The sequence below is a fragment of the Streptomyces atroolivaceus genome (assembly GCF_000717025.1).
GTDB lineage: Bacteria > Actinomycetota > Actinomycetes > Streptomycetales > Streptomycetaceae > Streptomyces > Streptomyces atroolivaceus.
Genome location: NZ_JNXG01000009.1, coordinates 114029 through 139365, shown reverse-complemented (window position 1 = coordinate 139365; position 25337 = coordinate 114029). Strand labels below are relative to the sequence as shown.

The window sequence follows — 25337 nt, the reverse complement described above, 5'->3', positions numbered from 1 at the left end:
TGTCAGCCGTTCCTTTCCAGGAGGCGGCCCATGGGCCCGGTGAGGGTGCCGTGGTCGAGGATGCGCTCGCCGCGCAGCCACGTGGAGGTGACGACACCGTGCAGGGTCCTGCCCGCGTAGGCGGTGACCCGGTTACGGTGCTCCAGCCCGGCCGGATCGACGGTGAAGGCCGCCTCGGGGTCGAGGACCGCGAAGTCGGCGTCCCGGCCGGGCTCGATCGCGCCCTTGCTGTCCAGGCCGGCGAGCCGGGCGGGCGCCGCGGACATCCAGCGGGCGACGTCCTCCAGACCGTGGCCACGGCGGCGCGCCTCGGTCCAGATGGCGGGCAGGCCGAGCTGCAGCGAGGAGATGCCGCCCCAGGCGGTCGCGAAGTCGGGGGTCTTGAGGTCGGCGGTGGAGGGCGAGTGGTCGGAGACGATGCAGTCGATCGTCCCGTCGGCGAGCCCTTCCCACAGGGCGTCCTGGTTGGCGGCCTCCCGGATCGGCGGGCAGCACTTGAACTCGGTCGCCCCGTCGGGGACTTCCTCCGCGGTCAGGGTGAGGAAGTGAGGGCAGGACTCGACCGTGACACGGACGCCCTCCGCCTTGGCGGCGGCGATCAGTGGCAGCGCGTCCGAGGAGGACAGGTGCAGCACATGGACGCGGGCGTTCAGGCGGCGGGCCTGGGCGATCAGGTTCCCGATCGCCGTGTTCTCGGCGTCGCGTGGCCGGGAGGCGAGGAAGTCGGCGTACGTTCCGCCGCTCCGTTGCGGGGCCGCCGCCAGATGGTGCGGGTCCTCCGCGTGCACGATCATCAGGCCGTCGAAGCCCGCGATCTCCGCCAGGGAGGTCGCGAGCTGGTCCTGGTCCAGCTCGGGGAACTCGTCCACCCCGGAGGGCGACAGGAAGCACTTGAAGCCGTAGACACCGGCGCCGTACAACGGCCGCAGATCCTTGACGTTGTCGGGCAGCGCACCGCCCCAGAACCCGACATCGACGTGTGCCTTGGTGCGGGCCACCTCCTGTTTGACCCGCAGGTGCTCGACCGTGGTGGTCGGCGGCAGCGAGTTGAGGGGCATGTCGAGGATGGTGGTGATGCCACCGGCGGCGGCCGCGCGGGTGGCGGTCCAGAAACCCTCCCACTCGGTGCGTCCGGGGTCGTTCACATGGACGTGGGTGTCGACGAGACCAGGCAGTACGACGTCGTCACCGACGTCCTCCAGCCGGGCGCCGGCCGGCACCTCGGCTTCGTACGGCAGGACCGCGACGATGCTTCCGCCGCCGACGGCGATCGACGCGGGGCGCGTCCCTTCGGGGGTGATGACGCGCGTCGAGCGCAACACCAGCTGTACGTCGGGCACGGGTGCCCTCCCTTTCCGATCGTGCTCTTCGTGCGGGACCGACGACCGGCCCGCGTCTCCTGTCCGGCCCGCTTCAACGCGCCTGCGGCGGCCAGTTGACGATCCGCTTGGGACGCGGGGGCGCGTACGTGCGCACCTTCGAGGTGGTGAGCCCGAGACGGACCAGGGACTCGGCGATCGTCACCGCGGCGCTCACGCCGTCGACGACGGGGACCCCGGTACGTTCGACGACGCGTTCGGTGAGGCCCGACATGCCACCGCACCCCAGGCAGATCACCTCCGCCCGGTCGGCTTCCACAGCTCGGGCGGCCTGTTCGACGATGGCCTCGACAGCCGCCTCCTCGTCCCGCTCCAGATCCAGCACGGCGAGCCCGCTGGCCCGCACGGAGGCGCAGCGCGCACTCAGACCCGCGGTGTGGAGACGCTCCTCGATCAGCGGGACCGTACGGTCGAGGCTCGTGACGACGGAGTACGTGCGACCGAGGAACTGGGCGGTGCTCGCAGCGGCCTCCGTGATGTCGACGACCGGTACGTCGAGCAGTTCCTGCAGCCCTTCCCGGCCGTGCTCGCCGTAGCCCGCCTGGATGACGGCGTCGAACGGCTCCGGGTGGGCGCGGACCGTTTCCATCACGGCGACGGCGGCGAGGTAGCTCTCGTAGTTGCCTTCGACGGACTCGGCCCCGAAGGAGGGGGTCAGCGGGACGATCTCGGTACCGGGCGAGGCCGCGGCGGCCGCCTGCTCACCGATCGAGTCGGTGATCGACTGCGTGGTGTTGACGTTGACGACGAGGATGCGCATGTGTCGGCCTTCGGTTCGGTGGTTCATTCGGCGGCCACGGCGATGGCCTCACCGTCGACGTCCCGGATCTGCCTGGAGCGGTCCGCGACGATCGCGTACAGCACGGCTGCGAGGAACGCGCCCACGAACCAGGAGAATCCGGCCGCGGCGTGGAAGTAGGGCACGAGGGCGACGACGACGGCGACAGCCGCACTCGGGACGAAGGCCGCGACGGCGCGGGGGTTGAATCCGCGGCTGTAGTGGTACTCGCCCTGCGGATCCTCGCTGTAGAGGTCCGGCACGTTGACCTGGGACCTGCGCAGGAGCCAGTAGTCCGCCATGATCACGCCGAAGAGCGGTCCGAGGAGAGCTCCGAGCCCACCGAGGAAGTAGTTCACGATGACCGGGCTGTTGTAGAGGTTCCACGGCTGGATGACCAACCCGACGACCGCGCTCACCACGCCCGCCCGGCGGAAGTTCAGCCGACGGGGGAAGAGGTCGATGAGCGCGTAGATCGGCGCGACGAAGTTGGCCAGCAGGTTCACCGCCACCGTGAGGGCGATGAGGGCGAGCGACGCGGTCGCCAGGAGGAACATGTTCGGGATCGTCCGGACGATGTCCGTGGGGCTGGTGATGACGTGTCCGTCGAGCTTGAACTGCGCGCCGCTGAGGACCACCACGATGACGGCGAAGAAGAGCATGTTCAGCGGGATGCCGGTCACGTTGCCGCGGACGATCGAGCCTCGGCTCCTGGCCGACCGGGTGAAGTCGCAGAAGTTCAGCACGAACGTCCCGTAGATGACCACCCACAAGGCGGCGGCCTGAAGGATCTGCAGCCACATGGCGCCGCCGGTGAGCGGCGCGTCGACGGAGAGGGAGATCGATCCGTCCGCCTCCACGAACATCCAGACCGCGAGGGCGAGCATGGTGACCAGGGTCGTGGGCGCGGCGAAGGCCATGTACCTCCGGATCATCTGCATCCCGTAGCTCACGATGAGGAGCTGGAGGGCCCACAGGGCGAGGAAGGAGATCCAGCCGAGGGTCGACTGACCGAGCAGGGAGTTGGAGTCCAGCCCGCGAAGGCCGGGGAACATCGCGATCAGGAGGGTACTCAGGACGGCGGAGGCGAGGTAGGTCTGGATGCCGAACCACGCGATGGCGACGATGCCGCGGACGGCGGCCGGTATCTTCGCGCCCTTGATGCCGAACGCGATGCGGCTCATGACAGGGAAGGGGACGCCCGTCTTGTGCCCCATGAACCCGGACAGCGTCAGCAGCAGGAACAGCAGCACCGACGCGAGCCCGAAGGCCGCCAGGATGCCCCACACGTTCAGGCCGAGGGCGAAGAGGCCGAGGGCGAAGGCGTAGTTCCCGAGGCTGTGGACGTCGTTGGCCCAGAGCGTGAAGACGTTGTAGGCGCCCCAGCGGCGTCCCTGCTTCTTCGTCGGGGCCAGGTCATACGTGTACAGGACGGAGCTGGTGGCTCCGGTGCCCCCGTCGGCTCGGGTGCCATCGGCGGCCGTCTCGGGCGGCCGGTCCTCCACAGCAGTCATCGATCGACCCTCGAGTATTCGCTAGGGGCCGCAACAAGGCCTGTCGATGGCCTACTTCGGAGAAGGCTGCGCACCCACGGGCCCCGGCGACCGAGAGAGGTTTCAGAGGTTTCCACAAGGTGGAAGTTGATTTCCGCAAACCAAAACGTAGTTTTCACCGAAGCCCAGCGTCAAGGGTTACGGGCACGCGACTTCGATGCGGACACAGCACCTGCACGGGATGCGCAACATCCGAGGTCAGGCGGTACGGACCAGGGTGCGGCCGGACGGCACGGTCCCACACCGGAGCCGGGCGCCCAGGGCGTGGAGGATCCCGCGCCTGCCCGGACACCCGCCGGGAGCGGCCCCCGCACAACCGTTTGCCGGTGACGCCCGTGACCTCGCCCGGCGGTCAGAGGCCGGCGAGCAGACCGTCGAGCGGGGCGGGCACCTGGTCAGGGCCGAGAGCCTCGACCAGGACGCGGCCGTAGCGGATCTTGCGCCCTTTCCTCGTACCGAGAAAGCGCCGCAACTGCTGCTGAGGGGTACGGCCACGCTGCGCGGGCTGGTTCAGAAAGGTCTGCAGGGCCCGCAGGTCGCCTTCGGCATCGACGAGTTCCTCCACGCGTGCCGCACCCAGTGCGCGGATGAGCTCGTCCTCCAGGTCCGCCGCGCAGACGAAGAACCCCTGCCGCGGTGCGCCGGCCCGCTCCAGGCCACGGGCGTAGAAGGGGTACTCGGCCTCGTCGCACAGTCCTGCGAGGCGGAGGCCGAGACCGGGCGGACCGAGGAGACCTGTGAACCGACCGACACTCATGGCGCCGCCCATCGACAGGACGCAGATTCCTTCGGTCTCCAGGTCCCGGCCGCGGCTCGCCGCCAGCGCTCCGACCGCTGCGACGTCGCTCGGCCCTTCGAGCAGGACGGCCGTCCTGACGGACAACTGCCCGGACAGCTCGTACACGGGCTCACCGGGGCCGCCGGCCGCCCACGCCGTGACCGCTTCCCGGAACGACCCCATGTCAGCCATGTGACGAGTCTCCGCCACTCCCTGCCCGCGCGAAAGGAGATTTCCGCCGGTGGCGGGCGAGCCCGGGCCCGCCGAACAGGCGCTGGACCGGATGTGCCCGACGCGATCCGCGACAGGCGCCCGGATGCGCGAGCCTCTGCACGCCGTGGGCGGAGCTCGGCGCCCCCTCGTCACCGAACGCGGGATGGCGGGTCTCGGGTCTCAGTCCCGGCGGTCGCGCTCCTGCTCCAGCAGTTCATCGAGGTCGCGGAGACGGTCCAGCCCCCGGACCGCCTGGGTCATCCGCGCGTTGTGCTCGAAACGGGCGCGGTGGCGGTGCAGGAGATTCCAGTACCCGGCGGTGAACGGGCAGGCATCCTCGCCGACCCGCACGGAAGGCTTGTAGCGGCAGGGGCCGCAGAAGTCGCTCATACGGTCGATGTAGGCGCCTCCGGACGTGTAGGGCTTGGTGGTCATGCGGCCCCCGTCCGCGTACTGCGACATACCCACCACGTTGGGGACCATGACCCAGTCGTAGCCGTCGACGAAGCTGCGGTGGAACCAGTCGGTGACGGCCCGGGGATCCCACCCCCGCTGCAGAGCGAAACTGCCCAGGATCATCAGACGCGGAATGTGGTGTGTCCAGCCCGTGTCCCTGACCTGCCCCAGGACGTGGGAGAGGCAGTTCGCCCCGGTCGCGTCCGGGGACAGTTCCGTGAACCAGTCCGGCATTCCCTCGTGATGTCCCAGGGCGTTGCTCGTGCGGTACTCCGCGCCGAGGTACCAGTAGACGTGCCAGACGAACTCGCGCCAACCGGCGATCTGTCTCACGAATCCTTCGGCACTGTTGAGCGGCACATCGCCGGACCGCCATCGCGCCTCCGCCCGTTCGACGCACTCCGCGGGGTCGAGGAGACCGAGATTGAGGGACGAGGAGAGCAGACTGTGGCTCATCGTCGCGTCACCGGCCAGAACCGCGTCCTCGTACGCCCCGAACGTGGCGAGCCGGTGCTCGACGAAGCGGCGGAGCGCCGCGAGTGCCTCCCGGCGCGTGGCGGGGAATCCGCGCGGCCCGTCCCCGCCGACGAACTCGACGTCTCCGTCACGCGCCCAGCGGTCGAGGTCCGACCGCACCTCGGCGTCGATGTCGCTCTCCCGGGGCCGGTAGGGCGGTGGAACTCCCAGGCCGTTGGCACCGCGTGGCGGGGGCTGACGGTTGTCGTGGTCCAGATTCCACCGGCCTCCGACGGGGCGGTCGCCCTCCATCAGCAGGTCGTGCGTCCGGCGGACCCACCGGTAGAAGTCCTCCTGACGGAGGTGCTTCGTCCCGCGGCCGTCCGCCCACGTCCTGAACTCGTCGTGCGTCACGAGAAAGCCGCGTGCCGGCAGGACGCGCACGGACGGATGCGCACGCACGAAGGCCTCGGCCGCCCGGGACGTGGGGTGGTGCACGGTCACCGGGGTGTCCCCCACCGCCTCGCGCAGACCCTGACGGTAGGTGTCCGCCTTGACGTACCGCACGCGGTCACCGAGCTCGGCGGCTCTGTGGCGCATCGCCGAAAGGACCAGGTGGGCCTTGGCCCGATGGAACCGCCGGCGTCGGAACACGCTGCGGGACTCGATCATCAGCAGCGGCGCGTCCCGACGCGGTCCGCCTCGCGCCGGATCGACGAAATGCGGGCCGAGCTGATCGCCGAACAGCCAGTGAGGGGTGGCGGACTCTTCATCTGTCATGCCGAGCGCTCCGTTGACGACTGCCTGGTCGGCACACCGCGCGACGCGGCGCCGCTCTCCCCCACAGATCAAAGCGCACGAGGACGCGGACGGAGTCCCGCACACGCCGGACGCCGGCGTTCTCACCGAGCCGTCCCCGGCGCGTCGGACACCGCTGCCGCACCGGGTGGCCCGACCGCTTGGTGGTGGGGCAGCGCCGAGGGCCGCGCGGCCCTCGGCGCGCCCGACCTCGTGTGGGCCTCCGCATCGACGCACCCTGTGGCCGATCCGACCGCACACTGCGGCACGTCGCTGCGCGCCCGGCACCCCTGCAAGGCGTCCGCGGTGCCGCCGCTCAGGACCCACCCGTTCGATTCGTCCTGATATGCGGTCTTATACGCGGGACCTTAGCCTGCTCGTATTGCTGGGTAGTCGACGGCCGGCACGGCCGGCGGAGGGCGAGCTTCCATGGCTGAGCGGCGTGCGGGGTCCGGATTGCTGGGCGAGCTGTCAGCGGAGTTCGCGGGCACCATGATCCTGATTCTCTTCGGGTGCGGTGTGGTGGCCCAGGTGGCGGCAGGCGGGGCTCTGACAGATCCGCCCGGCGGACTCGGGGACCACGACAGCATCGCCTGGGCCTGGGGCCTGGGTGTCACCCTGGGTGTCTACGTGGCGGCGCGGCTGAGCGGGGCCCATCTCAACCCCGCGGTGACCGTCTCCCTCGCCGCCTTCAAGGGGTTCCCGTGGAGCAAGGTGGCTCCGTACGCCCTCGCCCAGACGGCCGGTGCGTTCGTGGCCGCCCTCCTCGTGCGCTGGAACTACAGCGAGGCACTGGCCAAGGCCGACCCCGGGCACACCGTCAAGACGCAGACGGTGTTCTCGACACTGCCCGCCAACGGCAACCCCGCTCTGCCCGTTCACGAGTGGGGCGCGTTCCGCGACCAGGTCATCGGCACCGCCATCCTGCTCCTGCTGATCATGGCCATCACCGACATGCTGAACACACCGCCGGGTGCGAACCTCGCCCCGTTCGTCATCGGCCTGGTCGTGGTCGCGATCGGAATGGCCTGGGGAACCAACGCGGGCTACGCGATCAACCCGGCCCGTGACTTCGGCCCCCGTCTGGCGAGCTTCATCACCGGGTACGGCGGAGCATGGCGGGACCAGTACGGGAACCTGTACTTCTGGGTGCCCATCGTGGGCCCGCTGGTCGGCGGGCTGCTCGGCGCGGGTCTGTACAAGGGCTTCGTCGGCCGGTTCCTGCCGTCCGCGGAACCCGAGCCACCGGGACGTGTCCCGACGACCGAGGACTGACGGCACCGACCGGAGAGGCGGCACATCATGGCGGACTTCATCGGTGCGGTGGATCAGGGAACCACCAGCACCCGATTCATGATCTTCGACCACGGCGGCAACGAAGTCGCCAAGCACCAGCTGGAACACGCCCAGATCCTTCCTCGCTCCGGCTGGGTGGAGCACGACCCGGTGGAGATCTGGGAGCGCACCAACTCGGTGATGCAGAACGCGCTGCGGTACGGCGGCCTGTCCCCTGCCGACCTGGCGGCGATCGGGATCACCAACCAGCGCGAGACCACGGTGGTCTGGGACCCGCGCAACGGGCGGCCGTACTACAACGCGATCGTCTGGCAGGACACCCGGACCGACGCCATCGCGGCGAACCTCGAACGCACGGGCCGCGGCGACGTCATCCGCCGGAAGGCCGGGCTGCCGCCGGCCACCTACTTCTCCGCCGGGAAGATCCAGTGGATCCTGGAGAACGTCGACGGTGTCCGGGAAGCGGCGGAGAAGGGCCACGCCCTCTTCGGCAACACGGACGCCTGGGTCCTGTGGAACCTGACCGGCGGCCCCGACGGCGGCATCCACGCCACCGACGTGACCAACGCGAGCCGCACCATGCTGATGGATCTCGAAACCCTCGACTGGGACGACGAGCTCCTGGGCTTCTTCGGCATCCCCCGGGCGATGCTGCCCGCCATCAACCCCTCCTCGCACCCGGAGGCCTTCGGTACGACACGCACCTCGCGGCCACTGCGCGCCGCCATTCCCATCGGCGGCGTCCTCGGCGACCAGCAGGCGGCCACGGTCGGGCAGGTCTGCTTCTCACCCGGCGAGGCCAAGAACACCTACGGCACGGGCAACTTCCTGGTGCTGAACACCGGCACCGAGCTGGTCCGTTCCCAGCACGGTCTCCTCACCACCGTGGCGTACCAGTTCGGCGACAGCCCCGTGGTCTACGCGCTGGAGGGATCCATCGCGGTGACCGGCTCCGCGGTGCAGTGGCTGCGCGACCAGATGAAGGTCATCACGACCGCGGCCGAGAGCGAGGATCTCGCCCGTACGGTCGAGGACAACGGCGGCATGTACTTCGTACCCGCGTTCTCGGGTCTGTTCGCCCCCTACTGGCGCTCCGACGCCCGGGGAGCGATCGTCGGCCTGGCCAGGTACAACGACAACGCACACCTGGCACGGGCCACCCTGGAGGCCATCTGCTACCAGAGCCGCGACGTGGTCGAAGCCATGGAGCAGGACTCGGGCGTCCATCTCGATGTGCTCAAGGTCGACGGCGGCGTCACCGCCAACGACCTCTGCATGCAGATCCAGGCCGACGTCCTCGGCGTCCCCGTCAGCCGACCCGTCGTCGCCGAGACCACCGCGCTCGGCGCCGCCTACGCGGCAGGTCTGGCAACGGGCTTCTGGCAGAGCACCGACGAGCTGCGCACCCACTGGCACGAATCCGAGCGGTGGTCGCCCCGGTGGACCGAGGAACAGCGAGCGGACGGATACGCGGGCTGGAAGAAGGCCGTGGAGCGCACACTCGACTGGGTCGACGTCCCCTGAACCGAGGCGCCTCGCACCGGGTCAGTTCTCCAGGTGTGCCGCGCGCGCTCTCAGCCCTTCGAGGCCGTGCGCGCCAGCGGCGCGTCCGTCGGATCCCGGCACGCCCGGCAGGCAGAGCCCCGATGTCATCCTCGTTGTCGGACACGCGTCGCATGCTGTCACCGCAAGCTCGACGCAGCAACGGGCCGACCCCTCAGCCGGTCCCGGTGCGAGGACACCAACCCCGCCCCCGCCCGGCACCAGGGCGCTACCGCTCCGCGTAGGCCGCCAGGTTGGCCAGGGAAGAGGCGAGACCTGCGGCATGGTCCTCTGCGGAGATGCCGTCCGGGACGTCCTCGGCGACGATGTCGACGCGCGTCCCCACTTCGACGGCGGTGACTCCCCAGGTCATGGTCATCGTGCCCGCGTAGGCGGGATCGTCGGAGACGAAGTCCACCGCCTGCACGACCTGCACGCCGGGAACGACGTCGACGAAGCGAGCCTCGACGATGTCCGAGTCCGCGGTCGCCTTGCCGGGCGAGCCGGACGCGTCGGAATGGGTCAGCACCAACCGGTACGACCCGCCCGGCCGGGCATCGAACCGCTCGAACCTGCCGGTCATCCCGGCTGGTGGGAGCCAGGCCATGAGCGCATCACGGTCGACGAGTGCGGCCCAGACGCGATCGGGTGGCACAGCGATCACCCGCGACGCCCTGTCCGTACGTGGCATGGCGCGACCCTAGCACCGGGCGTGCCTCCGGGTGCTCCGCCCACCGCGGCACTCAGGCCTTGCCGGGCAGGCGTGCCCGGTGCCGTTCCGCTGCAACCGGTGGGACAGGTCGTGGACCCGGCAGGCACCACGGCCCGTACTCGACGGGTACATCCGCCACGGAACACCGGTACGGACACGGAATCGTATGCCGTCGACCAGTTGCAGCCGAGACCGGACGGACGGCTGCCCCGCTGTGGCACCCTTCGGCAACAACCGCTCCGGCACAGGGGCCGTCGCCGTGACATCGGTCGCGGGACGCGCCCCGCCCCGCGCATCGAGATCGCCCGGGCGGGCGGCGACCGCCGTCGCCTGTCGATACCGGCTCAATAGCCTGGCGGTGCGGCGGAGACACGAGGTCAATACCCCCTTCCTGGAAGCTCGTCGCAGCACTCGGGCAACCGGGTCCGACGAAGTGGGGGGAGGCACGGCGTGACTTCGCAAGGCAGCGGTCCCACGAGCGACGTGGTGGTGCAGAAGTACGGTGGCAGTTCGCTGGCCACACCGGCGCAGATACGTCAGGTGGCCGACCGGGTCAGCGCGCTGGCCCGGTCCGGCCGGCAGGTCGTCGTCGTGGTCTCCGCCCAGGGGAACACCACCGACGACCTGCTCAGCCGGGCGAGCGACATCAACCCGAGCCCTGCGGGTCACGAACTCGACCAGTTGCTCGCCACCGGGGAGACGGCGTCCGCCTCGCTGATGGCCATGGCGATCCAGCACACGGGCACGCCCGCGACAGCCCTGTCCGGTGCGCGGAGCGGCATTCTCGCCACGGGCCCCCATGGCGCGGGCATCATCGTCGCGATCGACACGGAGGAACTCCGCGGGCTCCTGGACGCCGGCCGGACCGTGGTGGTCGCGGGCTTCCAGGGGGTCACAGCCGAGGGCGACATCATCACGCTGGGCCGTGGCGGTTCGGACACCACGGCCGTGGCGTTCGCGGCCGAGCTGCACACGGGTCACTGCGAGATATACAGCGATGTCCCGGGGGTGTTCACCGCCGACCCGCGGGTCGTTCCCGGAGCCCGCCTCATGCCCGACATCGCCATCGACGTCATGACCGAGATGGCGTTCGCCGGGGCCCGGGTCATGCACTCGCGCGCCGTCGAACTCGCCGCCCTGTACGACGTCGACATCCTCGTGGGCAGCTCCACGTCCACGGAGACCGGCACCCGTATCCATCGACGAGACGGAAACGACATGCTTGAGGACAGGACCGCGGTGATGGCCGTCGTCCACGACACCGAAGTCGCCCGGATCACCCTACGCACCCAGAACGCTCCGGACCCGTCCCCGGCCGTGTTCCAGTTCCTGGCCAAGGAGTCCATCCCCGCCGACATGACCACGGTCTCCTCAGCTCCCGGCGGCGGTTACTCGCTCGGACTCACCGTGCACCACTCGCACGCGGCCGACATCCGCAGGTCCTTCTCCGACCTCACCTCGACGGGCCGGGGGCGGGGGGAGATCGAGGTCGAGGACCAGGTGGCGAAGGTCTCGATCGTCGGCCACGGCCTGCTCAGCCGCCCCGAGTACGCGTCCAGGCTGCTCGCCTCGCTCACCGGCGCGGGCATCGACGCCCGCTCACTGAACGCTTCGCAGCTCCGGGTCTCGGTCACCGTGCCCAGTGCCGAGGCGGTCCGCGCGGTGGGGCTGCTCCACAGCGAGTTCGGGCTGGACGCCGAAGCCGGCGCGATGGCCGGCAGTCTCTCCCCCCGCCCCTGAGGCCACCACTCCAAGCCGTGACCACCGTCGAAACGCGACAGGAGCACCGATGGTTTCCCATGCATTCGCCAGGAGCCTGCGCCTCCAACGGCTCCATCACCACGACCCCGGGAGGCTGTTCATCGTTCCTCTCGACCACTCGATCACCGACGGCCCCCTGACCCGCGGCCACCACCTCGACTCCCTCGTGGGCGAGCTCGCCTCGCACCGCGTCGACGGAGTGGTCCTGCACAAGGGAGCACTCCGTCACGTCGACCCGGAGTGGTTCACCCGGACCTCACTGATCGTGCATCTGAGCGCCAGCACCGTGCACGCTCCGGACCCCAACGCCAAGTACCTGGTGTCCAGCGTCGAGGAGAGCCTGCGGATGGGCGCGGACGCGGTGAGCGTGCACGTCAACCTCGGCTCCGCCGAGGAACGCCACCAGATCGCGGACATGGCGGCGGTCGCGGAGGCGTGTGACCGCTGGAACGTACCGCTGATGGCCATGATGTACCCCCGGGGTCCCAAGATCGCCGACCCCAGTGACCCGGCCCTGGTCGCCCACGCCGTGCAGGTGGCCGTCGACCTCGGCGCCGACCTCGTCAAGACGCTGTACGTCGGCTCGGTGGACGCGATGGCGGAGATCACGTCGTCCTCCCCCGTTCCCGTCATCGTGGTCGGCGGGCCCCACGACAGCGACGAGGCCCGTGTCCTCGCCTACGTCGAGGAGGCGCTGAAGGGCGGCGCCGCCGGGGTCGCGATGGGCCGCAACGTCTTCCAGGCCGCTGACCCCGGGGCCATGGCGGACAAGATCTCCGACCTCGTCCACAACGGCGGCAAGGCCTCGTCGCCCGTACCCGCCGGTTCGTCCCGTGCCGCCTGAGTCCGTCCGGCCGCCCGTTTCCGCAGTACCCAGTCACCACACTCCAAGGAGTTCTTCCGTGTCTTCGAAACTGACCTGGCTCGACATCCGCTCGCTCGGTGACGCCCGCGCCGCCATCGTGCAGGAGGCCCTCCACCACCGGGTGGAGGCGGTCGTGGCCGGCGACCCGGCCGACCTCGCGGACCTTCCGCCCACGGTCTCCAAGGTCCTGCTTCTCGAGGGCGGGAAGCTGCCGGAGTCCTTCGGCGAGGCCACGGTCGTCATCGTCGACCCGGCGAAGCAGGGAGTGACCCCGGCCGAGCTGGCACTGCGGCACCCGGAGATCGAGTTCGGCCGCTTCGTGGAGATCATCGACGCCCCGACACTCGAGGACGCCTGCGAGTCGTCGCGTACCGAGAAGTGGTCCGTCCTGCTCTTCCGTGACCCGACCAAGATCCCGCTGGAGATCGTGATCGCGGCCGCCGCCCGCGCCACCGGATCCATGATCACCATCGCGCAGGACCTCGAGGAGGCCGAGATCCTCTTCGGCGTACTGGAACACGGGTCGGACGGGGTGATGATGGCCCCGAAGAAGGTCGGGGACGCCGCCGAGCTCAAGAGGATCGCGGAGGCCGGTATCCCCAACCTCAACCTGACCGAGCTGCGCGTCGTCGAGACCAGCCACATCGGTATGGGCGAGCGGGCCTGCGTGGACACCACCACACACTTCGGGGAGGACGAGGGGATCCTCGTCGGTTCTCACTCCAAGGGCATGATCCTGTGCGTCAGTGAGACCCACCCGCTGCCGTACATGCCCACCCGGCCGTTCCGGGTCAACGCCGGTGCCATCCACTCCTACACCCTCGGCAAGGACGAGCGGACCAACTACCTGAGCGAGCTGAGGACGGGCAGCAAGCTCACCGCCGTCGACATCAAGGGCAACACCCGTCTGGTGACCGTCGGACGGGTGAAGATAGAGACGCGTCCGCTCATCTCCATCGACGCCGAGGCCCCGGACGGCCGGCGCGTCAACCTGATCCTCCAGGACGACTGGCACGTCCGGGTGCTCGGCCCCGGCGGTGCCGTGCTCAACAGCACCGAGCTGAAGCCGGGTGACACGGTCCTCGGATACCTGCCCACCGAGGACCGCCACGTCGGCTACCCGATCAACGAGTTCTGCCTGGAGAAGTAGGCCCGAGCGGCGGTACCACCCCCTCCGCCCGCTCCTGTGCACCGGCCCCGTCGCCCCGTACTCCCCCGGCGGCGGGGCCGGTCTTCGGCGTGCGTGGCCACGAGGTAGTGACCGCGGGGACCAGGAGCACCGCGACGGCGCCTGCCAGGCCGCCCAGCGCGAACACCAGGAACCCCTGGCTCGCCAGGCCGTGGCCGACCAGTACCCCGCCCAGCCACGGGCTGACGACGGCCCCCAGCCGGCCGACGCCGGTGACCCAGCCGAGGCCGGCGGCCCGGTCGGCGGCCGGGTAGAAACGTCCCGCGACCGCGTAGACCATCGTGCTGGCACTGAAGAGCCAGACACCGGTGAAGGCGACGACCGCGTACGTGGCGCCCAGGGAGGGCGAGGTGGCGAGCAGCGCCAGTCCGGCCGCCGCCAGGACGAACCAGGAGGCCGCCACCCGGACCACACCGAAGCGGTCGGCGACCTGCCCCGCGACCAGCATGCCGATGATGCCTCCCGCGTTGATGACCATGAGCAGGCTGACCGATGTGGTCATGCCGTAGCCCGCGGAACGCATCAGCTGGGGCAGCCAGGTGGAGATCCCGTACACGAGCAGCAGCCCGCAGAAGGACGCCACCCACAGCAGCAGCGTCGCGAACCTGCGGTCAGGGGCCATCAGGGACCGCACCGCGCGCAGGCGCCCGGCGACTCCGGCGGCCGGGGTGTTCTCGGCCGTCGGAGCCGGGAGACCGTACCGCCGCGCGATCTCACGCGCCTCCTGGACGCGGCCCTTGCCGTAGAGGACACCAGGGGACTCCGGCAGGTACCGCAGCAGCAGCGGTACGGCGACGAGGGCCGGGAGCACCCCGACCGCGAAGGGCCAGCGCCAGCCGTGGTCGGGGGCGAGCAGCAGCCCGACCCCCGTGGCCGACATACCGCCCGCGTGGTAGGCGGTCATGAGCACGCCGGTGGCGAGGGCCATCCGGCGCGGCGGGGAGAACTCGGCCACGACGGAGAGGCAGATCGGCATCAGCCCGCCCAGGCCGAGACCGGCGAGGCACCGGCCCGCCGCGAACTGCGTGGGGTCGCCGGCCAGGGCGCAGACTCCGGACCCTGCCGAGAACAGCACGACGCACCAGACGAGGACGGCCCGTCTGCCGAGCCAGTCCGTGACGTTGCCCGCGACGAGGGCACCGACGAGCATGCCGAACGTCGTCCAGCTGCCGATGCTGCCCGCCATGGCGGCGTCCAGCCCAAAACTCGTGTCGTCGAGCATGTACGGCATGGTGGCGCCGTAGACCGTGACGTCGAAGCCGTCGAAGAAGACGACGAGCCAGCACAGAGCGATTACCGCGTACACAGGAATCCTTCCGGGTCGGGGCTGCGGGTCCCCCGACACGGCGGCGCCGGACAACGGGAATCCGCTGTCCGGCGCCGCCGGGTGGGAGAGAGGGCCTAGGGGTCCGGGCCGACCGGGCTCACCGCCCTGGTCCGGCCGGACGGGAGCCCTACGCGTCGTAGGTGTAGAACTGCGTGTGGTCCAGGAGGTCGGCCGGGGTCTTCGTGTGCCACGGTCCGAGCGGGGTGTTGAGGTCGGGGACGTCCTGGGTGGGCACGACCGGGAGGTAGTGCGGCACGTCGGGGTGGCGCTCCTGCCACAGGGCCCAGCAGCGGTCGATCATGCAGTGGTTGAGGAAGAACACCGGGTCGTTGGGCGAGCCGATGTACATCATGTGTCCGCCGGTCCACACGTGCGCCGCTCCGTGCAGCTTGCCCACCTGCGCCTCCCAGGCGAACTTGGTGTAGCCCTCCAGGTGGTTGCGGAAGCTCTCGTAGGGCGGGGTGCCGCCCGAGGTGTGGTTCCAGGGCGGGCAGTCGTACACCGGGAGGTCGAGCGTCTGCTCCAGCTCCAGGGGCGTCGGCAGGTTCGGGGTGAGCGTGCCGAAGTCCCGGACCAGGTAGTCGCGGTCGTCGTGGGTGTAGTGCCCGTTGAGCGCCGGGTGCTCCGGGCCCTCCGGGATCACGCTGATGTTCAGCTTCCAGCCGTTGTCACGGGCGAAGGGGCCGGTCATCACCCGTCGGTCGCCGGGCCTCCCGTTGCCGCCCATGAAGTTCTCGTCCCACAGCGGGGAGTCCTCACCGTGGTCGACCGTCCAGTCCCAGTACGGGAGGGTGACCCGGCGGTCGACCTGCTGCAGGGCCTGTTCGAACTTCAGCAGGTACTGCCGGTGCCAGGGCAGGAAGCCGGGATTGACGTGCCCGAGCCGCTTGCCGGTCTCCTTGTCGAGGTAGTCCGTGGAGTTGACCCGTATGTGGAGGTCGACGAATCTGTCGTAGATGCCGCGTCTCTTGATCTCGCGCACCGCGTGGACGAAGCGGCGCTTCTCCTCGGCCGTCATGTCGAGGTGGTTCTTGCGTACGTGGACCATGGCAGGGCTTTCCTTCGCTCCGGGGCCGGAATCAGAGGTGGGTGACGTGGGTGCCGTGAGCGCTCGGCAGCAGTGCGGCACCGCGCAGTTCCTCGACGGCTCGCCGGGCGGCGTCCAGCGGCGTGGGCGCCATCGCGTAGTGGCACATCGAGCTGAGGTAGGCGTCGTCGGCGAACTTCATGAGGTGCAACGGCTGGTCGTCGATGTAGACGCCACCGCCCGCGGCCTCGCCGGCGACCCGTATGGTGCGACCGAGATAGCGCTCGGTGTACTGCCCGGCCGCCGTGTCGCCGGGCGCGGCGGCGGCCGTCCCGCCGTCCTCTCCGCTCATCAGGGGTACGGCGGCCGCTGCGGCGACGAGCGCTGCACCTGTAGTGGCCATGACCATTTCACGCCTGTTCATGGGCATGCGGGGGCATTCCTCTCACGCGGGTTTCGACGGTGGCGGGCGGCTTCAGCCCTGCGCCACCAGACCTTTGGGTTCGAGCAGGAACTGGGTGTAGTTGTCGTCGTGCGGGATGCCGGGGACGGCGGTCCAGGGCAGCACGCGGCCGCGCGTCACCTTGCGGACGCTCGGCTCCCTCAGCGCGGCCTCCACCAGCTCCTCCCGGTCGGTGAGCAGGTTGAGGACGAGCGAGTCACGCAGCGGGGCCACTCCGTCGGCTTCCGACCACGGAGCCACCACGACGAAGGGGAAGGGGAGTTCCGTACCCAGAGCCGGGTGGCCGGCACTGTCCACCGACAGCACCACGGGGCGCAGCAGAAACGATCCGTCTTCCAGTTCCACCACGGTCTCCTCCTCTCCGGCCCGCGCGCTGTGATCGGTCAGCGCGGCACGGAGGACGGCCACCTGCTCGCGCAGCTGAGCGGCACGGGCCCGGTTCACCACCAGGAGCGTGGCCCCCTCGTCGCTGGCGGGCAGCGAGGGCAGGCGGCCCAGCCGTTCCGCGAGCCGGTCGGCGACCTCGCCGACCGGCCCGGTGGTCAGGACGGCCGAGAGATTGGTGCACCGGGTGCCGCCGTCGAAGGAGGCGGACAGGGCCAGGTGGTCCATCACGGCGTCGTCCGCAGGCACGTCCAGCAGCGCCTTGGTGCGCCCCGGCCCCCGAACGGCCACCGACTCCCTCTGGTGCCAGGTGGCGACGGCCTTCTCGCCGCCGTAGATGATGCCGCGGTCGGCCTCGCGCAGCAGGAACTCGCCCACCTCCCGCGAGCACGGCAGGAAGGCCGCCTTCGTCGGCGGCAGGCCCGCGGCCACCAGGGCGGCCAGCAGCCGCGCGGGCGTGAAGGGGTCACGGCTGCCCGGCTTGACCAGCACGTTGTATCCGTGGAACAGCGCCTGCACCCAGGAGATGTTGGGCACGGGGTGGTTACTGGCCATCACCGCGGCGAAGACCTTCCCCCGGGGCACCCAGCGCGTGTCGAATCCCTCGCCGAAGCCGGTGGCGGGGAGCTCGGCCGCGGTGGTGGCCGGGAGTTCCTCCATCTCCTCGACCAGGTCCCTGACCGCCTGGCCGACGGCCGACGACGTCAGGCCGGTGGCCTGGCAGACCCGGTCCACGTAGTCCTGCGGGCTCTCGCCGTCGAGGGTCGCGACGGCGAACAGCCGGGCCGCCTCCGTGAACACCGCAGGATCGGGCGCCCGGCCGTCCGCGTGGCCGCGGATCTCGTTGAGCGCCGCGAGGGCGAGCAGGCGCGGGGCGGTCCCGATGTCGGCGAGGTCGCCCCCGAGGACGCTGGGCAGGGCGGTGCGGTCGGAACTGGGTACGCTCCGGCCGCAGACGCGGGGGTCGAGGGAGAGGGGCGCGCGCGTGGCCGTGCTCATCAGTAGACCCCCTCGATGATCGTCACGTCGTCGAGGCTGCGGTAGGTCTGCACGTCGGCGAGTCCGTCGACGGGCGAACCCGGTACGGGTTCGACCCGTACGGCGGTGTCGCGTTCCAGGATGTTCGGCAGGAACATCTCCTCGGCGACCAGGTGCAGCCGGACCCGTCCGCGCTCGCCGTAGGCCACCGGTTCGCCGTCGTCGTCCACCAGTTGGAGCCGGGTGGTGTCCGGGAAGGGTTCGAAGACGCAGGGGTGGGTGTCACCGGGGCGCGCCGCCCGCTGCGGGGCGACGCCCATCAGGCTGTTGCCGTAGACGCCGACCACGCTCGCCGTCGGGAAGAACACCTCGCTGAGCTGGCGCAGGCTCTCCCCGCTGATGGAGGTCCCGGCCCAGATGATCGCCCGGATCCGGGTGCGCACCAGCTCGTACAGACGAGGTCGGGCGCAGATGGCTTCGAGCAGGGGCGGGGTGGTGTTCAGGACGGTGACGTCCTGCGACTCCAGGATCGTCTCCGCCTGGTCCAGCAGGTGCTGCACGTACTCGTCGGCGTCCGCGGCGCGGCCCTGGGACAGCAGCCGCTTCACCCAGCGGGGGTCGAGGTCCACGGTGTAGAAGATGCCGCCGCCGAGCGCGGCGTACCGGGCGGTGTCGAACCCGATGACGTGCGGGCCGCTCGGGCCGAGGTGGAGCCAGTTGCCGTGCGGCGGCACACCGTTCGCGAGGAGCCGCTCGCGTCCCCACACGGTCATGAGCGAGCGGTAGGCGCTGTCCACGACGCGTTTGGGTGAACCGGTCGTGCCGCCCGAGTCGTAGACCCGGAACGGGCGGTCCGCCAGCCCGGCGGGGATCAGGTCCTGGGCGGGGACGGAGCGCAGTTCGGAGCTGACGTCCGGAAAGCGCGTCAGGTCACTCAGGGTCTGCACTTCGGTGAGGGGGTCGAAACCGAGGCCGGACAGCTTCCCGAGCCAGAACGGGGAACCGGTGTCGGCCCCGAAGTGCCACCCCATCAGCTTGCGTATGTGACTGTCGAAACCGGGATCGGTCATCTGCGTCATGGCTGCCTTCTGCTCTCCTGGTCACGGGGCAACGGCGGTGGGGTTCATGGTGCGGGCGGTGGCTATCGAGCTCGTATCGCCCGCGTTTCGTGGTCCCGGCCGCACAGGCCGGAGTGCCGGGCTCCGTGAGCCCGGCACTCGTGGGACGCACGGTCGCGCTACCGCTCGCGCGTGGTCAGTGTGAACGCGACCAAGGCCGCGACCAGCGGAAAGACCGCGATCACACCCAGGGAGACGGAGAGCGACACGGACTTCGCCAGGGCGCCCGCGGTCGCACTGCCGACCCCTCCGCCGACGAAGAAGGTGAGATTGAGCAGGCCCATGGCTCCGGCCCGCCGCGCCGGTTCGATGTGCGCCGACATCAGGGCGGTGGTGAAGACCTGGGTCACCGAGAACGCGGCGAAGCCGAGCGAGGCGCCGAGGATCAGCACGACGACGTCGGGGCCGGCCAGTGCCCCGCCGAGGGCCGCCGCGAAGGCGACGCCGACGGCGCCCAGGAGGCGGTTGCCCCGGTCGCCCGCCGTGAGCTTGCCGGCCAGGCGGGAGAGGACCGCGCCGACCACGGCACCGGGCAGCAGCCAGACACCGACGGACAGGACGCTCCAGTCGTGTTCGCGGACGAGGAGCTGCGGCACGGCGTACATCGCGGCGAACAGTCCGCCGTAGACGCCGATTCCGACGACTGCGGCCCGCACGAAGACGCCGTCGGTGACGAGCGCGCGCGGGACGAAGGAGGTCTCGCTGGTGCGGACGCGCAGGACGAGGGCCGCCGCCGCCAGGAGGAACACGACCGCGGTTCCGATCACCAGCGGGGTGCCCAGCGCGAGCGCCGACGACTGGATGAGTACGAGGAACGACATGGCGGTCAGCGTCAGGAGCGTCACGCCCGGCAGGTCCATGGGCCTGCCGGAGCCCTTGCGGGCGGGGGCTGCCGCCAGGCAGAGCGGAACGACGAGCAGGGAGAGCGCGGGCAGGACCAGCGCGATCCGCCAGCTCACCCACTCGGTGAGAACGCCTCCCGCGAGGGTGGCGCCGGCCGAGAAGACCGCCATGGTCGCACCGAAGCCGGCCAGGGTCGCGGGCCTCCGGTCCGGGGGCACGGAGGCCGTGAGGGCCATGGCGCAGGCGGCCATGGCCCCCGACCCAGCGGCCTGCACGAAACGGCCCGCCACCAGGACGCCGAGGTTGGGCGCGACGAGACAGACCACGGCGCCGACGGCCAGCACCAGCGATCCGAACAGGAGGGCGGCGCGTACTCCGCGGGTGTCGGCCAGGCGCCCGAACACGGCGGTTCCGACACCGAGCGCGAGCGCGTGAGCGGTCAGGACCCAGGCCGTGGCGGTGGGCGAGGCGTGCAGAGCGGTCGCCACGTCGGGCAGGGCGACCCCGGCGGCGGTGACTCCGAAGACGACGGGGCCGAAGAGCGCACCGTAGCGCAGTCCGGCCGAGCGGGCGCCCGGGGACGGGAGGGGGGTGGTGGCCGCGTTCGACGCGACCTCGTGAGTGGTCACAGAAGCTCCAAGTTTTGATGGGTGCATGCCAATACGATCGACCCGGTGCCCGGACGGCGTGGCCGGAGCGCTTCCGCCGGGACCGGGCCGGCCGGCGGACCGCCGGGCCGTCGTGATCCGGGATCCGAAGGCCCTACGGCACGGGGACGATGTTGTGGTTGAGCCGGAAGATGTTCCCGGGGTCGTACGCGGCCTTGATCCGGGACAGCCTCGTCAGGGTCTCCGTGTCGAAACACTCGGCCGTGGCGTCCGCCGTGTCGGACCCCGCCAGGAAGTTCAGGTAGCGGCGGCCGGTGCCCCACGGCTCCATCGGACCGAGGACCGTGTCGGCCGACCCCGGGGGCGACAGCGTGGAGAGTGTGTACGCGCCCTCCCGGACACCGACCGCGTTGGGTACGCCGGCCGGCCGGCCGAGCGCGCCACCCAGCTGGCGCAGTTCCACCATCAGGTCGCCGCAGTCCGAACCGGGGCCGGCCACCCGCAGGAGCGTGGCCAGCGCCTCGGAGTCCAACTCCCGCAATACGATGTTGCGTTCGTGGTACGGCAGTGGGTGGGTCGGGTCCTGATGGATGTCGGCGACCGCCGTGTACGGCATCTCGCCGACCGAGTCCTCCATGGCCGTCCCGCACTCGCGCAACGGCCCGACGAGCCGCTCGCCCTCCTCGGCGGGGCCCGTGTAGGCGATCCGCACGTGCGCGGCGACCCTTCCGCGGAGGAACCGGGGCACATCCGGCACGTCGGGGAGCCGCAGGAGCGCGACGGAGGAGGTCATCTCCTCCGGCACGGTCGCGGACCACCGGCGCCAGGTGTCCAGGACCTGGACGGCCTGCTCACCGGGGAAGTAGAGGCCACCGCCGTACAGCCTGCGCACCGGCATCAGCGAGAACCAGATGCCGGTGACGATGCCGAAGTTGCCCTTGCCCCCGCGCAGCGCCCAGAAGAGGTCCGGGTGCTCGTCCCGGGAGACCATCCGGACGTCTCCGTCGGCCGTGACGAGCTCGATGCGTGTCACGTGGTCCGCCGCGTACCCGAACTGGCGCCCCAGCGGCCCGAGTCCGCCGCCCAGGGTGTAGCCGACCACCCCGACGAGCGGGGAAGATCCGTTGAGCGGGGCCAGTCCGTGTACCGCCGCGGCGGAGATGACCTGATGCCACTGGGCCCCGGCCTCCGCGTAGGCGGTGCGTGTGAGTGGCTCGACGACGACCGTGTTCATCCGGCGGGTGGAGACCAGGACCCCTCCCCGTGCGGGCGCCGCCGTCCCGTGGCCGGTGGCCTGGACCGCGACCGGGAGCCCCTGCTCCGAGGCGAAGGACACCGCGGCACACACGTCGGCCGTGGCTCCGGCGGCGACGATCACGTCCGGCCGGTGCTCGGCCAGCCGGTTGAAACCCGCGGTCTCCCGCTCGTACCCGGCGTCGTCGGGCGTGAAGACCTCACCCTTCAGCCGCGAGACGAGTCCGTCCAGAGCGGCCGTCGTGATCCCGAGCTGTCCCGGTCGTTCCGACATGATCAAGTCCTTCCTCGATACCACCGGCGGGTCCAAGGGGGTGCGGCGGTGATGAAGGACAGTGTTCTGCTCGGCCGGAGCCCCTCCCATCCCCCGCTTAGGGGGTATGGGAGGGACCTCACCCCTTCCGGTGGGGCCCGGCGGCGGCCCTCACCGGTCGGCGGGGGCCGGGTCGCCGAGCACCGTGGTCATGGGCGTCGGGTCGCCCAGCACCGTCGTCCGGCCGTGGCGTAGGTGTGCGGCCCGCAACTCCGCTATCTCCCGCTCCAGATGGGCGATGCGGTCCTGGGGCTCATGGGTCTGCGCGTAAGGGCCGGCCAGGAGCCCCGACTGCGGGAGAACCGTCGACGCGTCCCCGGCCGCGCTTCCGTCCAGGATCATCCGCTCCATACGGCGCAGCCGTTCACCCGGTTCCAGGCCCAGTTCCCGCGCCAGCCTCCGCCGGGTGTCCCGGTAGACGCTCAGCGCCTCGGCGGTCCGTCCGCACCGGTACAACGCCAGCATCAGCTGGGCGCACAGGGACTCCATGAACGGGTTCTCCGTCACATGACGGGCCAGTTCGCCGAGCACCTGCCGGTGGCGCCCGAGCGCCAGTTCGAGCTCGAAGCGGTCCTCGATCGCGGAGAGCCGGTCCTCGTTGACCTTGAGGGCCACGGTCTCCAGGAGTTCACTGCCGAGTCCCACCCCCACCGGGCCCTGCCACAGCTGCAGCGCCTGCTGGAACAGGGTCAGCGCGCGCTCCGGGGACGCGGATCTCGCCTCGGCTCTCGCCCGGCAGAGGAGGTCCTCGAAGTGGGCGAGATCGATATGGGACCGTGGCACCCGTATGAGGTACCCCGAGGGGTGGGTCTCGATGAAAGCGGCGACACCCGCGGCGGACAGGAGTCTGCGCAGCCCTGACACGCATATCCGTAACTGGCTCCGGACCGTCGCGGGAGGCGCTTCTCGCCAGACCGCCTCGATCAACCGGTCCGTACCGATGACCCGGTTCGCTTCCAGCAGCAACAGGGTCAGCAGGACACGCTGCCTGTTGCCGCCCAGCCGCACCGGCCCGTGTACCCCGTGGACGGTGAGCGGTCCGAGAATGAAGAACTGATGATGTGTGGACATGGGTGACGCCTTCCTGAAATTCGACGGGATCTCCGGAAATCACCAACTGGGCATGAACTTGAAGCTCCAGCTCTCACTGAGTCCGAGTCGCTCACCCACCTCCTGCCCCAAGCGCCCCATGCCTTCCAGGATCCAGGCGTTGTCGAGGCCGCCGGCGTCGAAGGCGCGCACCCCCGAGCGGTCGAAGAGTTCCACCACGACCACCTTGGCCCGGTCGTCGTCGGACGCCACGAACACGTCCACCGGGTGCCCCTCCGTGGCGCCCCGGTGCAGTGCCCCGGCATCCGCCGTCGTGAGCGCCTTGACCCACCGGGCCTCCGGCGCGATACACACCAGCTGGCGTACGGCACTCGACACCGGATCGGTCCGCTCCGGAACACTCAGGTCCACGACCGCCCTGCCCCTCAGCACGTGGGGCTGGCGCCGGGCCAGCTCCAGCGATTCGGGCAGCCGGAGCGCCAGGAACACGACTTCGGACCGGAGCGCGGCGGCCATCGTGGTGGCCAGTACGCATCCGGGCGCGCCCGCCGACGCCTCGGCCGCCACTCTCCGGGCCCGTGCGACGCTGCGGTCGGCCAGCAGGACCGCCGTGCCCGTCAGTGCTACGCGCCGCGCGACCGCAAGACCCATCATTCCCGCTCCGATGATCCCAATCCGCATAACTCCACAGTTGCGGGATACGCCCGCGGTTCCCATCCCGCAATCAAGGGGGACAGCGGCTCGAAGACGATCCCCCTCAGGTGGGGGGTTGGACGGATCCGCCGGAACTGGGACAGTCAGGGGATGACCAGTCCGACTCTCTCCCGAATCGCCATCGGCCGGGCGGAACTGCTCTCCCGGTCCGCGAAGGCCACCGACGCACTCGGCATGTTCGCCGAGGCCTCGGCCCAGCTGCGACGCCTCATGCCGTACGACGCGGCCGTCTGGCGCGTCACCGACCCGGTGACCGGCATGATGACCGCGCCGATCCGGGCGGAGAACCTCGACGAGAGCGGCTGCGCCGTCTACTGGGAGTCCGAACTCTTCACCGAGAACGTCAACCTCTTCCGTGATCTGGCCCGGGCGCCGGTACCGGTCGCCGGGCTGCGTCAGACCACCGGCGACCTGCCGGCACGCAGCACGCTCTACCAGTCCTTCATGCGCCCGCGCGGGCTCCAGGACGAACTGCGCGCCGTCCTGCGTGTCGGGGATCGTCCTCAGGGTCACATCAGTCTGTTCAGGGCCCGGGGCCGTGCCGCTTTCGACGCCGCCGACACCCAGTTGATCGCGTCGCTGCTCACTCCGCTCGCCAAGCGGCTGCGCTCGTTCGCGGAGCCCGTCACGCACCCGCTGCCGGACTCCCCGCACGGCCCCGGCCTGCTTCTCTTCAGCCCGCAGGGCCGGCTCCTGTCGGTCAACGACGACGCGCTGGCCTACCTCGAAAGCCTCCCCGAGGGCCCTGCGGTGCCGTCCCCCCAGGGGATCCGGGTGCCCGCCTGGGTGCAGACGATCGCGATGAAGGCCCGTGCCGTCGCCGAGGAGAGGGACCGGGGGCACGCCCGGGCGCGGGTACGGAACCGGGCGGGCCGATGGCTGGTGTGTCACGCTTCCTGCCTGCGGGAAGCCGATGGCAGGCTGGGTGCCGCCGCGGTGGTGATCGAGCCCGCGAAGGCGTCGGAGATCGTTCCTCTCGTCGTGGACGCGTACGAACTCACCGACCGGGAGACCGAAGTGACCCAGTACATCGCCCGCGGCCTGCCCACCGGCGAGATCGCCGCGCAGCTCCACCTATCGCCGCACACGGTCCGGGACCACATCAAGGCCGTCTTCGAGAAGGTCTCCGTGTCCAGCCGCGGTGAACTGGTGGGAAAGCTGTTCACCGAGTACTACGCACCGATGTCCGAGCGGGGCATCGTGCGGGTGCACAACGACTGAGCCCCGGACGCCACCCGGCCTCCGGGCAGCCGGACGCGGCCCGACCCCCCGCTCCGCTCCCGGCCCCCGGGAGACCCACGACAGCACCGACACGTCTCTCCCCCCTCCCGCCGGTCCATGGACCGGCGGAGCCCGAGGGGCACCATACCGCCGTCCGCGACCACCTCGTCGTCGCGGAGTGGGATCAGGCCATCACTCTGTGCTTCAACTATTTCGGCCGCCGGCACCCGGGGAAGAGCCGGTGCTTCCGGCTCCGCGAGC

21 protein-coding genes are annotated in these 25337 nt (G+C 70.6%); 6 read left to right on the top strand and 15 right to left on the bottom strand.

What is annotated here, in order from left to right; translation table 11 throughout:
- Positions 1 to 2 precede the first annotated feature (2 nt).
- The 5 genes from allB to OO67_RS19190 all read right to left on the bottom strand — a co-directional run bounded on the left by allB (position 3) and on the right by OO67_RS19190 (position 6393).
- The gene (allB, locus tag OO67_RS19210; RefSeq protein ID WP_033301978.1) at positions 3 to 1340 is read right to left on the bottom strand and encodes an allantoinase AllB; all 1338 of its coding nucleotides are present in this window, start codon (positions 1338 to 1340) and stop codon (positions 3 to 5) included.
- Positions 1341 to 1413: 73 nt separating this feature from the next.
- On the bottom strand, positions 1414 to 2139 hold the full coding sequence (locus OO67_RS19205) for an aspartate/glutamate racemase family protein (protein ID WP_033301975.1): 726 nt from the start codon (positions 2137 to 2139) through the stop codon (positions 1414 to 1416).
- Positions 2140 to 2162: 23 nt separating this feature from the next.
- Positions 2163 to 3671: an NCS1 family nucleobase:cation symporter-1 gene (locus OO67_RS19200; protein ID WP_033301973.1), complete on the bottom strand. Its 1509-nt coding sequence runs from the start codon at positions 3669 to 3671 to the stop codon at positions 2163 to 2165.
- A gap of 391 nt (positions 3672 to 4062) precedes the next feature.
- Positions 4063 to 4680, bottom strand: a complete 618-nt coding sequence (locus OO67_RS19195; RefSeq protein ID WP_033301972.1) for a TOPRIM nucleotidyl transferase/hydrolase domain-containing protein — start codon at positions 4678 to 4680, stop codon at positions 4063 to 4065.
- A gap of 201 nt (positions 4681 to 4881) precedes the next feature.
- The gene (locus tag OO67_RS19190; RefSeq protein WP_033301971.1) at positions 4882 to 6393 is read right to left on the bottom strand and encodes a cryptochrome/photolyase family protein; all 1512 of its coding nucleotides are present in this window, start codon (positions 6391 to 6393) and stop codon (positions 4882 to 4884) included.
- A 447-nt stretch (positions 6394 to 6840) separates the two neighbouring features.
- On the opposite strand from OO67_RS19190, the gene OO67_RS19185 reads away from it, so the two are divergent.
- Together OO67_RS19185 and glpK are read left to right on the top strand one after the other, a co-directional pair.
- Complete coding sequence (locus OO67_RS19185) at positions 6841 to 7686, top strand: MIP/aquaporin family protein (protein WP_033301969.1); 846 nt, start codon at positions 6841 to 6843, stop codon at positions 7684 to 7686.
- 27 nt (positions 7687 to 7713) lie between these two features.
- On the top strand, positions 7714 to 9231 hold the full coding sequence (gene glpK, locus OO67_RS19180) for a glycerol kinase GlpK (protein WP_033301967.1): 1518 nt from the start codon (positions 7714 to 7716) through the stop codon (positions 9229 to 9231).
- 247 nt (positions 9232 to 9478) lie between these two features.
- Here the strand turns inward: glpK and OO67_RS19175 are convergent, their stop codons facing one another.
- Complete coding sequence (locus tag OO67_RS19175) at positions 9479 to 9940, bottom strand: SRPBCC domain-containing protein (protein WP_033301964.1); 462 nt, start codon at positions 9938 to 9940, stop codon at positions 9479 to 9481.
- A gap of 471 nt (positions 9941 to 10411) precedes the next feature.
- On the opposite strand from OO67_RS19175, the gene OO67_RS19170 reads away from it, so the two are divergent.
- The 3 genes from OO67_RS19170 to griH are packed head-to-tail and all read left to right on the top strand — an operon-like array spanning position 10412 to position 13737.
- The gene (locus OO67_RS19170; RefSeq protein ID WP_244300263.1) at positions 10412 to 11701 is read left to right on the top strand and encodes an aspartate kinase; all 1290 of its coding nucleotides are present in this window, start codon (positions 10412 to 10414) and stop codon (positions 11699 to 11701) included.
- Between the two features lie 49 nt (positions 11702 to 11750).
- On the top strand, positions 11751 to 12566 hold the full coding sequence (griI, locus tag OO67_RS19165) for a 2-amino-4,5-dihydroxy-6-oxo-7-(phosphonooxy)heptanoate synthase (protein ID WP_033301960.1): 816 nt from the start codon (positions 11751 to 11753) through the stop codon (positions 12564 to 12566).
- Positions 12556 to 13737, top strand: a complete 1182-nt coding sequence (griH, locus tag OO67_RS19160) for a 3-amino-4-hydroxybenzoic acid synthase (protein WP_078598106.1) — start codon at positions 12556 to 12558, stop codon at positions 13735 to 13737. Before griI ends, griH begins: the two co-directional genes overlap by 11 nt.
- Here the strand turns inward: griH and OO67_RS19155 are convergent.
- From OO67_RS19155 to OO67_RS19115, 9 genes are all read right to left on the bottom strand, one after another.
- The gene (locus OO67_RS19155; protein WP_033301958.1) at positions 13712 to 15082 is read right to left on the bottom strand and encodes an MFS transporter; all 1371 of its coding nucleotides are present in this window, start codon (positions 15080 to 15082) and stop codon (positions 13712 to 13714) included. The genes griH and OO67_RS19155 overlap by 26 nt on opposite strands.
- Positions 15083 to 15230: 148 nt before the next feature.
- A complete protein-coding gene (gene griF, locus OO67_RS19150; protein ID WP_033301957.1) occupies positions 15231 to 16151 on the bottom strand; it encodes a grixazone synthase in 921 nt (306 codons plus the stop codon).
- A gap of 31 nt (positions 16152 to 16182) precedes the next feature.
- The gene (locus OO67_RS19145; RefSeq protein ID WP_033301954.1) at positions 16183 to 16560 is read right to left on the bottom strand and encodes a tyrosinase family oxidase copper chaperone; all 378 of its coding nucleotides are present in this window, start codon (positions 16558 to 16560) and stop codon (positions 16183 to 16185) included.
- Positions 16561 to 16605: 45 nt separating this feature from the next.
- On the bottom strand, positions 16606 to 17976 hold the full coding sequence (locus OO67_RS19140; protein ID WP_033301951.1) for an aldehyde dehydrogenase family protein: 1371 nt from the start codon (positions 17974 to 17976) through the stop codon (positions 16606 to 16608).
- Positions 17976 to 19034 (bottom strand): AMP-binding protein, encoded by a 1059-nt coding sequence (locus tag OO67_RS19135; RefSeq protein WP_033301949.1) that lies wholly within the window; start codon positions 19032 to 19034, stop codon positions 17976 to 17978. The genes OO67_RS19140 and OO67_RS19135 overlap by 1 nt, the downstream gene beginning before the upstream one ends.
- A 158-nt stretch (positions 19035 to 19192) precedes the next feature.
- Entirely contained in the window at positions 19193 to 20545 is a 1353-nt protein-coding gene (locus tag OO67_RS19130; RefSeq protein WP_033301947.1) for an MFS transporter, read from the bottom strand.
- Positions 20546 to 20678: 133 nt separating this feature from the next.
- On the bottom strand, positions 20679 to 22052 hold the full coding sequence (locus OO67_RS19125) for an FAD-binding oxidoreductase (RefSeq protein ID WP_051709554.1): 1374 nt from the start codon (positions 22050 to 22052) through the stop codon (positions 20679 to 20681).
- Between the two features lie 150 nt (positions 22053 to 22202).
- Positions 22203 to 23162: an AfsR/SARP family transcriptional regulator gene (locus OO67_RS19120; RefSeq protein WP_078598102.1), complete on the bottom strand. Its 960-nt coding sequence runs from the start codon at positions 23160 to 23162 to the stop codon at positions 22203 to 22205.
- 39 nt (positions 23163 to 23201) lie between these two features.
- Positions 23202 to 23822 (bottom strand): NADPH-dependent F420 reductase, encoded by a 621-nt coding sequence (locus OO67_RS19115; protein ID WP_033301944.1) that lies wholly within the window; start codon positions 23820 to 23822, stop codon positions 23202 to 23204.
- A 123-nt stretch (positions 23823 to 23945) separates the two neighbouring features.
- Between OO67_RS19115 and OO67_RS19110 the strand changes: the two genes are divergently transcribed.
- On the top strand, positions 23946 to 25076 hold the full coding sequence (locus OO67_RS19110; protein WP_033301942.1) for a helix-turn-helix domain-containing protein: 1131 nt from the start codon (positions 23946 to 23948) through the stop codon (positions 25074 to 25076).
- The last annotated feature ends 261 nt before the right edge of the window (positions 25077 to 25337 follow it).